The 13,614-nt window shown below is 71.6% G+C and carries 15 protein-coding genes; 10 read left to right on the top strand and 5 right to left on the bottom strand.

Annotated features, from left to right (window positions below; genetic code table 11):
* Positions 1 to 103: 103 nt before the first annotated feature.
* Positions 104 to 1,045 carry a hypothetical protein gene (locus tag OG510_RS12195; protein ID WP_406136791.1) on the bottom strand — a complete coding sequence of 314 codons (942 nt, stop codon included), beginning with the start codon at positions 1,043 to 1,045 and terminating at the stop codon, positions 104 to 106.
* A gap of 38 nt (positions 1,046 to 1,083) precedes the next feature.
* Between OG510_RS12195 and dapE the strand changes: the two genes are divergently transcribed.
* Together dapE and OG510_RS12185 are read left to right on the top strand one after the other, a co-directional pair.
* On the top strand, positions 1,084 to 2,163 hold the full coding sequence (dapE, locus tag OG510_RS12190; protein WP_406136790.1) for a succinyl-diaminopimelate desuccinylase: 1,080 nt from the start codon (positions 1,084 to 1,086) through the stop codon (positions 2,161 to 2,163).
* Between the two features lie 66 nt (positions 2,164 to 2,229).
* Entirely contained in the window at positions 2,230 to 2,985 is a 756-nt protein-coding gene (locus OG510_RS12185; RefSeq protein WP_406136789.1) for a TIGR00730 family Rossman fold protein, read from the top strand.
* Positions 2,986 to 3,105: 120 nt separating this feature from the next.
* On the opposite strand, the gene folP is transcribed toward OG510_RS12185, so the two are convergent.
* On the bottom strand, positions 3,106 to 3,966 hold the full coding sequence (gene folP / locus OG510_RS12180) for a dihydropteroate synthase (RefSeq protein WP_164267083.1): 861 nt from the start codon (positions 3,964 to 3,966) through the stop codon (positions 3,106 to 3,108).
* A gap of 115 nt (positions 3,967 to 4,081) precedes the next feature.
* Between folP and OG510_RS12175 the strand changes: the two genes are divergently transcribed.
* Positions 4,082 to 4,411, top strand: coding sequence for a DivIVA domain-containing protein (locus tag OG510_RS12175; RefSeq protein ID WP_406136788.1), 330 nt, complete (start codon positions 4,082 to 4,084; stop codon positions 4,409 to 4,411).
* Positions 4,408 to 5,049: a DNA-3-methyladenine glycosylase I gene (locus OG510_RS12170; RefSeq protein WP_406136787.1), complete on the top strand. Its 642-nt coding sequence runs from the start codon at positions 4,408 to 4,410 to the stop codon at positions 5,047 to 5,049. The genes OG510_RS12175 and OG510_RS12170 overlap by 4 nt, the downstream gene beginning before the upstream one ends.
* Before the next feature lie 22 nt (positions 5,050 to 5,071).
* Here the strand turns inward: OG510_RS12170 and OG510_RS12165 are convergent, their stop codons facing one another.
* Complete coding sequence (locus tag OG510_RS12165; RefSeq protein WP_406136786.1) at positions 5,072 to 5,872, bottom strand: enoyl-CoA hydratase/isomerase family protein; 801 nt, start codon at positions 5,870 to 5,872, stop codon at positions 5,072 to 5,074.
* 318 nt (positions 5,873 to 6,190) lie between these two features.
* Here OG510_RS12165 and OG510_RS12160 point away from each other — a divergent pair, with 318 nt between their 5' ends.
* A complete protein-coding gene (locus OG510_RS12160) occupies positions 6,191 to 6,358 on the top strand; it encodes a DUF3117 domain-containing protein (RefSeq protein ID WP_003966491.1) in 168 nt (55 codons plus the stop codon).
* A gap of 82 nt (positions 6,359 to 6,440) precedes the next feature.
* On the opposite strand, the gene OG510_RS12155 is transcribed toward OG510_RS12160, so the two are convergent.
* Positions 6,441 to 7,106, bottom strand: a complete 666-nt coding sequence (locus OG510_RS12155) for an O-methyltransferase (RefSeq protein WP_164267087.1) — start codon at positions 7,104 to 7,106, stop codon at positions 6,441 to 6,443.
* Positions 7,107 to 7,233: 127 nt separating this feature from the next.
* On the opposite strand from OG510_RS12155, the gene sigE reads away from it, so the two are divergent.
* From sigE to OG510_RS12130, 5 genes are all read left to right on the top strand, one after another.
* Entirely contained in the window at positions 7,234 to 8,007 is a 774-nt protein-coding gene (gene sigE / locus OG510_RS12150; RefSeq protein WP_203600723.1) for an RNA polymerase sigma factor SigE, read from the top strand.
* Positions 8,004 to 8,966, top strand: coding sequence for an anti-sigma factor family protein (locus OG510_RS12145; protein WP_406136785.1), 963 nt, complete (start codon positions 8,004 to 8,006; stop codon positions 8,964 to 8,966). The genes sigE and OG510_RS12145 overlap by 4 nt, the downstream gene beginning before the upstream one ends.
* Before the next feature lie 933 nt (positions 8,967 to 9,899).
* A complete protein-coding gene (locus OG510_RS12140; RefSeq protein ID WP_406142373.1) occupies positions 9,900 to 10,991 on the top strand; it encodes a S1C family serine protease in 1,092 nt (363 codons plus the stop codon).
* 102 nt (positions 10,992 to 11,093) lie between these two features.
* Entirely contained in the window at positions 11,094 to 11,591 is a 498-nt protein-coding gene (locus OG510_RS12135; protein ID WP_164265909.1) for a sec-independent translocase, read from the top strand.
* An 82-nt stretch (positions 11,592 to 11,673) separates the two neighbouring features.
* Complete coding sequence (locus OG510_RS12130) at positions 11,674 to 12,285, top strand: hypothetical protein (RefSeq protein ID WP_406136784.1); 612 nt, start codon at positions 11,674 to 11,676, stop codon at positions 12,283 to 12,285.
* 160 nt (positions 12,286 to 12,445) lie between these two features.
* On the opposite strand, the gene OG510_RS12125 is transcribed toward OG510_RS12130, so the two are convergent.
* The gene (locus OG510_RS12125) at positions 12,446 to 13,579 is read right to left on the bottom strand and encodes an Mrp/NBP35 family ATP-binding protein (protein WP_406136783.1); all 1,134 of its coding nucleotides are present in this window, start codon (positions 13,577 to 13,579) and stop codon (positions 12,446 to 12,448) included.
* Positions 13,580 to 13,614: the final 35 nt, after the last annotated feature.

The raw sequence follows: 13,614 nt of genomic DNA, 5'->3' as shown, positions 1-13,614 counted from the left end.
TGCGGCGCGGACGGGGTCACTCCGTGAGCGCGCCGACGGTCGGCGTCACTTCGTGAACGGGACGACGGACGGGGGCACTTCGTGAGCGCGGCGACGGACGGCGTCACTTCGTGAGCGTGATGCGGACTTCCGTGCCGCTCGCCCCGCCGCTCCGTGACGCCGACGCGGCCCGCACGGTGTCCGTCCTGCGCCAGGGCGCGTGGTTCGTCGACGCGGTCCACTCCTGGCCCGCGTAGGAGACCTGCCTGATGTGCAGCGCGGCCGAGTTGGCCACCGCCCAGTGCGCCAGCTCCCAGCCGCGCTGCTGCGCGGACGCCCCCGCGCCCGACGCCCCGCCGGCCCGCCCCGTGGCCGTACGGACCGGCAGCAGCACCTCCGACGGCTTCGCCGCCTTCCCGGCGGGCAGCACCCCGGCCCCGAAGTCCCGCTTCAGCGCCGCCCGTACCGTGGCGGTGTCGCCCGCGAGACTGCTCTTCGTCGCCGCGCAGGAGAACGAGGCGGGCGCCCGGCCGGTCAGCGCGTCCGCCAGCAGTGTGGCGTCCGGCTCGTGCTTCGCGTACGCCTGCGGGAAGCCGCTGCGCTGGACCTCCTGGGCGGCGACCGTCAGCGGCAGCTGCGTGTAGCCGTGGATCTTCTTGAGGTGGTCGTAGAACTTCCCCGCCGCGTAGACCGGGTCCATGACCTGCTCGGCCGTGCCCCAGCCCTGTGAGGGCCGCTGCTGGAAGAGGCCGAGGGAGTCCCGGTCACCGTGGTCGAGGTTGCGCAGCCCTGACTCCTGGAGCGCGGTCGCCAGCGCGATGGTCACCGCGCGCTGCGGCATGCCGTGCGACGTTCCCACCGCGGAGATGGTCGCCGCGTTGACGGCCTGCTCGGGGCTCAGCCCGTAGCTGCTCCCGTCGTCGGCCTGCGCGGTGCAGCGGGGGCCGCTGCCGCCTCCGCTGATGTACTGCACCAGGACATAGCCCGCCAGCGCCAGCAGTACAGCGAGGGCGGCCACGATCCGGAAGAAGCGACCGCGGCGTGGCGCGGCAGTGGGCTGGGGCACAGGCCACACCGTACTGGAGCCGGGTTAGGGTCTGAGCCATGTCAGAGACCCCGCTTGACCTCACACTCGACGCCCCGGCCCTGACCGCACAGCTGGTCGATTTCCCGTCCGTGAGCGGGACCGAGAAGCCCCTCGCCGACGCGGTCGAGGAGGCCCTGCGGGCCCTGCCGCATCTGACCGTCGACCGGTACGGCAACAACGTCGTCGCCAGGACGCGGCTCGGCCGCGCCGAGCGGGTCGTGCTGGCCGGACACCTCGACACCGTGCCGATCGCGGACAACGTCCCGTCCCGGCTCGACGAGAACGGCGTCCTGTGGGGCTGCGGCAGCTGTGACATGAAGTCGGGCGTCGCCGTACAGCTGCGCATCGCGGCGACGGTGCCCGAGCCCAACCGGGACCTCACCTTCGTCTTCTACGACAACGAGGAGGTCGCGGCCGAGCTCAACGGCCTCAAGCACGTGGCCGACGCGCACCCCGACTGGCTCGCGGCGGACTTCGCCGTACTGCTCGAATCGTCCGACGGCGATGTCGAGGGCGGCTGCCAGGGCACGCTCCGCGTCATCCTGCGCACCAAGGGCGAACGCTCCCACTCGGCGCGCGCCTGGATGGGATCCAACGCGATCCACTCCGCCGCCCCGATCCTGGCCAGGCTGGCCGCGTACGAGCCGCGCAAGCCGGTGATCGACGGGCTGGAGTTCCACGAGGGCCTCAACGCCGTACGGATCGAGGGCGGCGTCGCCAACAACGTCATCCCGGACGCCTGCACGGTGGTGGTCAACTTCCGTTACGCGCCCGACCGCAGCGAGGAGCAGGCGCTGGCGTACGTGAAGGAGTTCTTCGCGGACTGCGACATCGACGAGTTCATCGTCGACGACCACACCGGCGGCGCGCTGCCCGGTCTCTCGCACCCGGCGGCCGCGGCCTTCATGGCGGCGGTGGGCGGCGAGGCCCGCCCGAAGTTCGGCTGGACCGACGTGTCGCGCTTCAGCGCGCTCGGCGTCCCCGCGGTGAACTACGGCCCCGGGAACCCGCTGCTCGCGCACAAGCGTGACGAGCGGGTGGAGATCACGAAGATCTCACAGACCGAGGAACGACTCCGCTCCTGGCTGACGGCCTGAATTTCCTCATTCGTCACATGTGCAGACCTAGGCTGTGTGAACAACGCACAGCGGAGGGAGCACAACATGGGCAACCCTGAGGGAGCACCGGCGCCTGAGGAACAGCGGCTCGGCCCGGTGGTGCGCCGCCGGGACCAGGTCCAGGCCGGCACCACCGACCAGCGGCTGCTCGACACCCCGGAGAAGGGCTCCGCGGACTGGCTGCACACCGACCCCTGGCGGGTCATGCGGATCCAGTCGGAGTTCGTGGAGGGCTTCGGCGCGCTGGCCGAACTGCCCAGCGCGATCAGCGTTTTCGGATCGGCCCGCACCGCGCCGGGCTCCCCGGAGTACGAGGCGGGGGTGCGGATCGGCCGCACACTGGTCGACGCGGGCTTCGCGGTGATCACCGGCGGCGGCCCCGGCGCGATGGAAGCGGCGAACAGGGGCGCCAGGGAGGCCAACGGCGTCTCGGTCGGGCTCGGGATCGAGCTGCCCTTCGAGCAGGGGCTCAATCCGCACGTCGACATCGGTGTGAACTTCCGCTACTTCTTCGTCCGCAAGACGATGTTCGTGAAGTACGCGCAGGGCTTCGTGGTCCTGCCCGGCGGCCTCGGCACCCTGGACGAGCTGTTCGAAGCACTGACCCTGGTGCAGACCCGGAAGGTGACCCGGTTCCCGATCGTGCTCTTCGGTACGGAGTACTGGGGCGGCCTGGTCGACTGGCTGCGCGGCACGGTCGTGGCGCAGGGCAAGGCGTCGGAGCGCGATCTGCTGCTGTTCCACGTCACGGACGACGTGGACGAGGCAGTGGCCCTGGTGACCAAGGAGACCGGGCTGTAGCGCCTGCGGGCGCGGTGGGGTTTTTGCGCGGGGCGTGGTGGGGCCGCGGGCCGCGGTGGGGCTGCGGCTCGCGGTGGGGCTTGCGGACGAGTTCGCGGGCGCAGGCCCCACCGCCCCCGGTCACGCCAGGCCCCGCCGGGCCACCGCGGGCGCCCGGTGGCCCGCGATCGTCGCGACCATGTCCAGCACCTGCCGGGTCTCCGCCACTTCGTGCACCCGGTACACCTGCGCCCCCAGCCACGCCGAGACCGCCGTCGTGGCCAGCGTCCCGAGCAGCCGCTCCTTGACCGGCTTGTCGAGGGTCTCGCCCACGAAGTCCTTGTTGGACAGGGAGACCAGAACCGGCCACCCTGTCGCGGTCATCTCGCCCAGCCTGCGGGTCGCCTCCAGCGAGTGGCGGGTGTTCTTCCCGAAGTCATGACCGGGGTCGATCATGATGCCGTCGGGCCTGACGCCCAGCGCGACCGCCCGCTCCGCGAGACCGACCGTGACCCGCAGGATGTCGTCCATCACATCGTCGTAGGTGACCCGGTGCGGCCGGGTGCGCGGCTCGGCGCCGCCCGCGTGCGTACAGACCAGGCCCGCGCCGAACCGGGCGGCCACAGCGGCCAGTTCGGGGTCGACCCCGCCCCACGCGTCGTTCAGCAGATCCGCGCCCGCCTCGCACACCGCCGCGCCGACGTCATGGCGCCAGGTGTCCACGCTGATCACCACATCGGGGTGGCGCCGCCGCACCTCGGCGACGAAACCGACCGTGCGCCGCGCCTCCTCCTCGGCACTCACCTCATCGCCCGGGCCCGCCTTCACCCCGCCGATGTCGATGATGGCCGCCCCTTCGGACACCGCCTGCTCCACACGCGACAGCGCGGGCTCGTCGCGGAAGGTCGCCCCCTGGTCGTAGAACGAGTCCGGGGTCCGGTTCACGATCGCCATGATCACCGGTTCGTGCGCATCGAACTCGCGCCGTCCCAACCGCAGCATCCGCCTGCTCCTCCAGCTTTCCGAGTTCACGCCGAGTCGCCTGCGACCCTAACCGCCGGCCACGCATGGCACGATCGGACCCGCACGGTTCCGCTGTCCGGGGAGAGGCTCACTCGTGTTCTGGTTCTTGCTGATCGCGATGGTCGTGGTGGTTGCCGCGGTCACCCTCGGGGTGATCGGCGGCAGTGACGGCGCCGTCCTGTCCGATGTGCCCCCCGAACTGCCCGTCGATCCGCTGCCCGCGGCCCGGCCGGTGGGCCGCGCGGACATCGAGGCGCTGCGGCTGCCCATGGTGGTGCGCGGCTACCGGATGGCCGACGTGGACGACGTACTGGGCAGGCTGGGCGCCGAACTGGCCGAGCGCGACGCCCGGATCGCCGAGCTGGAAGCGGCGCTCGCCGGGGCCCGCGCCACGGCAGTCAGCGACGAGGATCCCGGGCGATGAGCTCGGACGCCGTCCCGGGGGACGACGGGAAGCCGCGCTGTCCATGGGCGGTGTCCACCGAGGACTACGTCGCGTACCACGACGGCGAGTGGGGCCGTCCGCTCCACGGCGACGACGCGCTGTACGAGCGGCTCTGCCTGGAGGCGTTCCAGTCGGGGCTCTCCTGGATCACCATCCTGCGCCGCCGCGAAGGATTCCGTAAGGCGTTCTCCGGGTTCCGCATCGCCGAGGTGGCCGCCTTCACCGACGCCGACCGGGAGCGGCTGCTCGCCGACCCCGGGATCATCCGCAACCGCGCCAAGATCGACGCGAGCCTCGCCAACGCCAGGGAACTCGTGGGCTGGGAGCCGGGCGAGCTCGACGCCCTGATCTGGTCGTACGCCCCCGATCACGCCACCCGCCCGGCGCCCCGCCACATCACCGACATCCCCGCCGTCACGCCGGAGTCCACGGCGCTGGCCGGTGAACTCAAGAGACGCGGCCTGCGCTTCGTGGGCCCGACCACGGCCTACGCCCTGATGCAGGCGTGCGGCCTGGTCGACGACCACCTGGCGGACTGTTTCGTCAGAAGGACCCCCGGAAGGACCTCGGGAAGGACCAGGGGAAGGACCCCAGGAACGGCCCCGGCGGGCGGCTGACCTGCGGCGAAGCCGAAGCCGCTCAGCGCCCCAGATACCGCGGCTTCGTCTTGCCGACGAAAGCCTCCACCGCGATCAGGTGGTCCTCCGACGCGCCCGCACGTGTCTGGAGTTCGTCCTCCTTCTCCAGCGCCTCGCGGAGCGGGTGGCCCGCCCCGTACGCGAGGGACTCCTTGATCGCCGCGTACGCCACCGTCGGCCCATCGGCGAGCGCACGGGCCACCGCCAGCGCCTCCGACGCCAGATCGGCCTCCGGCACCAGCTTGTTGGCGATGCCCAGGTCGTACGCCTCCTGCGCGCCGAACGAGCGCGGGAACAGCAGCAGATCGGCAGCCCGGCTCTGGCCGATCAGCCGCGGCAGCGTCCAGGAAACGCCCGAGTCGGCGGTGAGCGCGACACCCGCGAACGACGTGGTGAATTTCGCGGTGTCGGCCACGACCCGGTAGTCGGCGGCGAGCGCGAACCCGAGGCCCGCACCGGCGGCGACGCCGTTGACCCCGGCGACGACCGGCTTCGGCATCTCCGTGAGGGCCCGCACGATCGGGTTGTAGTGCTCCTGCACGGTCGACATGGTGCGCCCGGTGCCCGCCTCGCGGTCGGCCGTCAGCGAGGAGATGTGCTCCTTGAGGTCCTGCCCGACGCAGAAGGCGCGCCCGGTGGCGGTGAGCAGTACGGCCCGTACCTCCGAGGCGGCCGCCGCGGTCCGCACCGCGTCCCGCAGGGCCACTTTCGCCTCGGTGTTCATCGCGTTCATGGAGTCGGGACGGTTGATGGTGACCGTCGCGAGTCCGTCGGTCACCTCGTAGAGCACGGTGTCCGCCATGGGGCCCTCCACTGCTGGGTGTCGGCTGCTGATGGTGCTGATTCGTCGTCCGCAGCTCAGCATGCCGGAGATCATCGGCGGCGAACATGTGACCTGCGTCAAACAATGCCGGCCGGGATGGGCGTGTGAAGCGGCGCAGTATCGCAGGGGGAACGCCGAATTGAGTGGTTTTGAGGAAGTGCGTTGCGCAAGCGATGCAGACCGATGTTGGTCATCGGGTCCTGGGATGCGGGATAATGGCTGGGAAGCAATATGTTCGATGCCGGTGACACCTGGGTTGTCGGCTGCGATGAGCTGGTTTCAGGAAGGGGAACGAGCATGGCGGCCATGAAGCCGCGGACGGGCGACGGCCCGCTCGAGGTGACCAAGGAGGGGCGGGGCATCGTCATGCGCGTTCCGCTCGAAGGCGGCGGACGACTTGTTGTCGAGCTGACTCCGGACGAGGCCGATGCACTCGGCGACGCGCTGAAGAAGGTCGTCGGCTGACGCGGACGCCCCCAATGTTCTCTCCACTGCCCCGGCTCCGGCCGGGGCAGTGGTGTGTCGTGTGCCGGGGGACGGCCGGTGTTCAGCGCAGGCGTACGGCGCAGAGCAGCCCGTCGCCGACCGGCAGGAGCGAGGGCAGCAGCTCCTGGCTCTCCCGCACCGTGCGCAGCAGGTCCCGCAGGTGCAGTACTTCGGCGGGCTGCGCGGCGGAGTCGACCGTGCGGCCGTCGGCGAAGACCCCCTCGAAGCAGACCAGTCCGCCCGGCCGCAGCAGGCGCAACGATTCAGCGAGCACATCGAGCGACTCGAGCCGGTCGCCGTCGCAGAACACGAGGTCGTAACCGCCGTCCGCGAGACGCGGCAGTACGTCGAGGGCCCGGCCGGGAATGAAGCGCGACCGGTTCGCTGCGAAGCCGGCCGAGCGGAACGCCTGCCGGGCGAAGCCCTGGCGCTCGGGCTCCGGGTCGACGGTGGTCAGCACGCCGTCGGGCCGCATGCCCTGGAGCAGATAGATGCCCGATACGCCGGTCCCGGTGCCGATTTCGGCCACCGCCTTGGCGTCCGTGGTGGCGGCGAGCAGCCGCAGTGCCGCGCCGGTGCCGGGCGAGACCGAGGGCAGCCCTGAGTCGCGGGCCCGGTCGCGGGCCCAGCGCAGGGCTTCGTCCTCGGCGACAAAAGCGTCGGCGAAGGCCCAGCTCGTCTGCCGGTTGGCGGTAATGGCCCTCTCCTGTCCCCGTAGTTGGCGCACTCGTGACTGTATCCGCTGCGCCCGGGAACCCGCAGATGGGACCGGGCGTTGTAAGAGGGCAGGGGGGATGCGGATGTACGAGGATTCCGGCAATCAGTCTTATCCGGAGCTAACGGGCGAGGTGACTATGGTAGGTGCTCCACTGGACACCACCAGAGCCGACAGGGGAGGTGCGGCTGCGCCTGTGGATCGGGGAGGAGTGCTGCGGCGCTTTCTCAGGTCGGCGGGTGAGCCGAAATCCGTGACCGACATTGCTGACAGCTCCAGCGCTGCTGACTCCGTACAGACCGCGACCTTCGCCTCAGACGCGGACGCGCAGACATGGACTCCGCCCTCGTGGGAGGAGATCGTCAGCACGCACAGCGGCCGGGTCTACCGGCTCGCCTACCGCCTGACCGGCAACCAGCACGACGCCGAGGACCTCACCCAGGAAGTCTTCGTCCGCGTCTTCCGCTCGCTGTCGACGTACACCCCGGGCACCTTCGAGGGCTGGCTGCACCGCATCACCACCAACCTCTTCCTGGACATGGTCCGCCGTAAGCAGCGGATCCGTTTCGACGCCCTCGGGGACGACGCGGCCGAGCGGCTGCCGAGCCGTGAGCCGTCACCGCAGCAGGTCTTCCACGACACCCACTTCGACGCGGACGTCCAGCAGGCGCTGGACACCCTCGCCCCTGAGTTCCGCGCGGCAGTGGTCCTCTGCGACATCGAGGGCCTGTCGTACGAGGAGATCGCGGCGACGCTGGGCGTCAAGCTCGGCACCGTCCGCAGCAGGATCCACCGCGGCCGCTCCCACCTGCGCAAGGCGCTCAAGCACCGTTCGCCCGAGGCCCGCCGCGCCGAGCAGCGCGCGCTGGCCGGGGTGGCACCCGGCCTGGACGGAGAGGATGGGACCGCGTGAGTGGATCCAGTCCGACCCCGGCCGAGCAGCACCTCGGGGACCGGCTCGCCGCACTGGTCGACGGTGAGCTGAAACACGATGCCCGTGAGCGGGTGCTCGCGCATCTGGCCACCTGCGCGAAGTGCAAGAGCGAGGCGGACGCGCAGCGCCGGCTGAAAAGCGTCTTCGCCGAGACCGCGCCCCCGCCGCCCTCCGAAGGGCTGCTCGCCCGTCTCCAGGGGCTGCCCGCCGGGCCCGGCGGCGACGACCCCGGCCGGCGCGGACCGTTCGGCGGCCGCTTCGCCGACGAATTCTTCGGACCCGCCAGGCCGTCCGACGGGCGCCCGTCGGACCCGCGGATCGACACCTTCGGCTATGTGCCCGAAGGGCCCCACGCCACCACGCTGCCGCCCGGCGGACCCGACAGCGGATTCCGGATCCATCCCGTCGGCCATCCCGTGAGCCGGAGCGACCAGGAGCGGTCGGCCTGGCGCGGCCGGAGGTTCGCCTTCGCCGCGGCCAGCGCGGTCTCGCTGGCGGCCATCGCCCTCGGCGGCACGCTGCCGTTCGACGGGGCGGGCGAATCCCCTGCGCACACCGACGGCCCGCCCAACAGCGTGACCCCGATGAGCGCCACGGACCCGGTCGGTTTCGGCGACCCGGACCCGCACCGCCGCCGCACCGCCCAGGGCCTCCCGGTGGACCGCAGCGGGCGGCCCCCGGTGCTGCCCACCGCCTTCGCCGCGCGGCACTCGGCGTCAGCCCCCGACGCGCGTGCGGCCCGGCAGTCGGTGTACTCGCTCACCACCCCGCTGGTCACCGTCTCGTCGTTGGCCGCCGTCCGTCCCCCGCTGGCCGCCGCCACCCCACCCGCCGAGCCCGCACAGCCGGGCGACCGGCCGAGCCCGGCTGCCACCCCGCCGGCCGCCCCGCTCGCCGCTCCCAACACCTCGGGTCTGCCGGCTTCCGCCCGGCACTGAGCGGGCTCCATCCCCCTGGAAACCTGGTTGAATCCCTGAAAGGCTGCCCGCTACAGGGCATGCGGAGCATGGGGCAGGTGCGGGGAGAGCATGGACGACGGGAAGCCCACCGAGCAGGACGCGATGGGGTGGAGCAGGCCCGCACCGGGCCACCCGGCGCCGAGCAGCCCAGCACCACAGCCTGGCCCGCGGCCGGACCCGGGCCCCCGGCCGGACCTTGTCGCCCGGCTTGACCCCGGCGCCCGACCGGTCCCCGGGGCGCAGGCCGGAGCCCTGTCGGGGCACATATCCGGGCCCGGATCGCCGCTGCGTGAGCCGCTGCCCCAGCTCAGGTCCGATGTACCGCCCCAACCGTTGTCCCAGCCGTTGTCCCAGCCGCTGCCCCCACCGCTGCCCCCACCATCGCCCCAGCCGGAGACCCCCGCGGGCTCCACCGTCACCCCAGCCGTGACGGCCGACACTCCTGCCGCCCGCCCGCGGACGCTGCACGACCCCGACCCCTACGGCACCCCGCCCTACGGCGGACCGGGCCCCTGGGCCCCCGCCCCGCCCGTCCAGCGGCCCGTTCCCACGCCCGGCGGCGGCACCTACGTCCCACCGCACGCCACAGGCGTCGTGCAGCCTCCCCAGCACCACGTACCGCAGACCCACCACCAGCCCCTCCCGCCCCAGCAGCCTCTCCTGTCCCACCCTCAGCCCCACCTCCAGGAACCACAGACCCAAGCGCAGCCACAGCCGCAAGCGCAGCCACAGCCGCAAGCGCAGCCACAACCGCAAGCGCAGCCACAACCGCAGGCCCAGCCGCCGTCGCAGTGGCTGCGTTACGACCCGTGGGGCACGCCACCCGCATCGACCCCGGCGGGATCCCCGCCGCTGCCATCGCCCCTGCCCGGTGGCGGTGAGAAGCGGCGCCGCCGTGGAGCGGTCGTGGTCATGGTGGTGGTCGCGCTGGTCACCGGCGTCATCGGCGGCGGCCTTGGCGCGTACTCCGTGCTGAACGGTTCGTTCGCGGACGTCCGGCTCCCGCAGGCCGGCAAGGAGAGCCCCGCCCGCGCCCCGGGCACCGTGGCGGGGATCGCGGCGAGCGCGCTGCCCAGCGTGGTCACCCTGCACGTAAGCGGCAGCGGCGTGGCGGACACCGGCACCGGCTTCGTCCTCGACCGCGAGGGGCGCATCCTCACGAACAACCACGTGGTCGAACCGGCCGGCTCAACGGGCGACATCACGGTCACGTTCAACGGCGGCCAGAGCGCCAAGGCCCAGGTCGTCGGCAGGGACGCCGGTTACGACCTGGCCGTGGTCAAGGTCAGCGGAGTCTCCGGGCTCACCCCGCTGCCGCTGGGCAACTCCGACAACGTGCAGGTGGGCGACCCGGTCGTGGCCATCGGCGCCCCCTTCGACCTGCCCAGCACCGTGACCGCGGGCATCATCAGCGCCAAGGACCGCCCGATCACCTCGGGCGACGGCAAGAACCAGGGCAGCGACATCAGCGACGTCAGCTACATCGACGCGCTCCAGACCGACGCCCCGATCAACCCGGGCAACTCGGGCGGCCCACTGGTCGACGCCAAGGCCCGCGTCATCGGCATCAACAGCGCCATCCGCGCCGCCGACGACAGCAGCGCGGAGTCGGGCGGTGGCCAGGGCGGCTCGATCGGGCTCGGGTTCGCCATCCCCATCAACCAGGCGAAGCGCGTCGCCGAGGAGCTGATCAACAACGGCAGGGCCGCCCACCCCGTGATCGGTATCACACTCGACATGAAGTACGCGGGCGACGGCGCCCGGGTGGCGGCCCGGGCGAACGACGGTGGTCCCGCGGTCGCACCGGGGGGTGCCGGGGCCGGTGCGGGCATCGGCGCGGGGGACATCATCACAGGTGTGGACGGTGAACCGGTGCACAGTTCCCAGGAGCTGATCAGCAGGATCCGGGCACACCGCCCGGGCGACAGGCTCGCCCTCACCGTGCGCAAAGACGGCCGGGACCGGGCTGTGACCTTGACTCTTGGATCGGCCGACGGCACATGAAAGACCGGTGGAAGGTACCGTCCGGGCAGCTTGGCCGGGTACCGTGGTCGGGGCCCGGACCACACCCCGACCTGCGGGCCGCGGAGAACACCAGGAGCAAAAGTGTTCAATGACGTAGGCCCCCTCGAGATCGTGACGCTCGTGGTGCTCGCCGTGATTGTTTTCGGCCCGGACAAGCTGCCGAAGGTCATCCAGGACGTCACCCGCACGATCCGGAAGATCCGCGAGTTCTCCGAGAGCGCCAAGGAGGACATCCGTACCGAACTGGGCCCCGAGTTCAAGGACTTCGAGTTCGAGGACCTGAACCCGAAGACGTTCGTGCGCAAGCAGCTCATGGACGGCAGTGACGAGCTGGGGCTCAAGGAGATCCGGAGCAGCTTCGACCTGAAGAAGGAGATCTCCGAGATCACCGATGTGGTGAACGGCAGGTCGAGCATCGCCGATGACGACACGGAGACCGCCGCCGAGATCGCCCCGAGTAGCGCCAATGGCTCATCGACAGGCCCGGACCTGCTGAAGAAGAGCGGCCCTGACCTGCAGAAGAAGAGTGTGACGGTCGACACCGACGAGCGTCCGCCGTTCGACGCCGACGCCACCTGAGTATCCTCCATCTGTCCGGCAGCGAGGGCGCCCGTGGGGGTGGGCCGCTTCGGACGCTGAGGATCGAGGAGGCGGCCGGCACATGGAGACGACGAGTCGGACAGGGACCCACGCGGTCGACGACTATCTGAAGGCGCCCTTTTCCTGGTACGGACTGGACGAGGCGTTCACCGGCCAGCGGCGGCTGATGCAGGTGGGTGTCGCGGCCGACGGCACGGTCCAGCACGGCTCGCTGGGCCACGGTGACGAGCCGTCGGTGAGACCCGACGCGCAACCGGACAAGGACCACTTTGCCGCCGTGGTGACCATCGCGTCCAGCCCTGTGCGGCGCAGCGGAGACGGTACGGGCGTACTGGAGGCCACCTCGGTCTCCTCGGCGGCCTGGCTCGCCGGGTCCGGCCTGCTCGCCTGCACCTGGCCCGCCCAGCTGGACCACACCCTGCGCGACGACTGGGTCGACCAGCAGACCGAGGCCGCGTTCGAGCTGGCCGACGACCTGTCAGGCCCTGAGTGGTCGGAGCTGACGCTGCCGGTGGACGGGGTGCCGACGCCGTTCGCCTACCGCGAGGCCGAGTTCGGCTGGGTGCTGGCCGGGGCCACCGGGACCGGGGTGCACCTGGGGGCGTACGGGCGCGGGATGAGCGCGTACGGGCTGGGCTTCGCGGTGGTCAAGAACATCACCGCGTACGTGTGACGCGCCGGCGCACGGAGTCGGCACGCCGCGCCGGCGCACTGAACCGGCGGACAGCCCCGGCACACCGCGCCGGCGGACAGACCCGGCACCCGTAGGGACAGCAGACGGACCCGGGGGCGGCCGCCGAAGCGGACCGCCCCCGGGTCCGTCTGCTGTCCCGCTAGAACTTGTTGCGCGGGGTGACCCCCAGCGACATGCCCGCCAGACCGCGCTGACGGCTGCTCAGCTTGCCCGCGATCTCGCGCAGCGCGGCGCCCGCCGGGGAGTCCGGGTCGGTCAGCACGACGGGCTTGCCCTCGTCGCCGCCCTCGCGCAGCCGTACGTCGATCGGGATGGAGCCGAGCACCGGTACCGTCGCGCCGGTGGTCTTGGTGAGGCCGTCGGCGACCTTCTGGCCGCCGCCCGTGCCGAAGACGTCGACCATCTCGTCGCAGTGCGGGCAGGGCAGGCCCGACATGTTCTCGACGACACCGACGATCTTCTGGTGCGTCTGCACGGCGATGGAGCCGGCCCGCTCGGCCACCTCGGCCGCGGCCTGCTGCGGGGTGGTGACCACCAGGATCTCGGCGTTCGGCACGAGCTGCGCCACCGAGATCGCGATGTCCCCGGTGCCCGGCGGCAGGTCGAGCAGGAGCACGTCGAGGTCGCCCCAGTAGACGTCGGCCAGGAACTGCTGCAGTGCGCGGTGGAGCATCGGTCCGCGCCACACCACCGGGGCGTTGCCCGGGGTGAACATACCGATCGAGATGACCTTCACACCGTGCGCCGACGGCGGCATGATCATGTTCTCGACCTGGGTGGGGCGGCCGTAGGCGCCGAGCATCCGCGGCACGCTGTGCCCGTAGATGTCCGCGTCGACCACGCCTACCTTCAGACCGTCGGCGGCCAGCGCCGCGGCCAGGTTGACCGTGACCGACGACTTGCCGACGCCGCCCTTGCCGGAGGCGACCGCGTACACCCGGGTCAGCGAGCCGGGCTTGGCGAAGGGCACCTCGCGCTCGGCCGTGCCGCCGCGCAGCGAGTCGGCCAGCTCCTTGCGCTGTTCGTCGCTCATCACGTCCAGCTCGACGCTGACCGCGGTCACGCCCTCGACCCGGGCGACTGCGTCGGTGACGTTGGTGGTGATGGTCTCGCGCATCGGGCAGCCGGAGACGGTGAGGTAGACCGTGACAGCGACCGCCCCGTCCGCTCCGATGTCGACCGATTTGACCATGCCCAGTTCGGTGATCGGACGGTGGATCTCGGGGTCGTTCACTGTCGCCAGTGCTTCACGCACCGCGTCTTCCATAGCCATGCGTCGATGGTACGGCGCCCACCGCTGCCCCGGGA

It is taken from the genome of Streptomyces sp. NBC_01089, from assembly GCF_045162975.1.
Classification (GTDB): Bacteria; Actinomycetota; Actinomycetes; order Streptomycetales; family Streptomycetaceae; genus Streptomyces.
The sequence above is the reverse complement of the archived record's forward strand: the minus strand, read 5'-3'. Positions and strand labels throughout refer to the sequence as shown.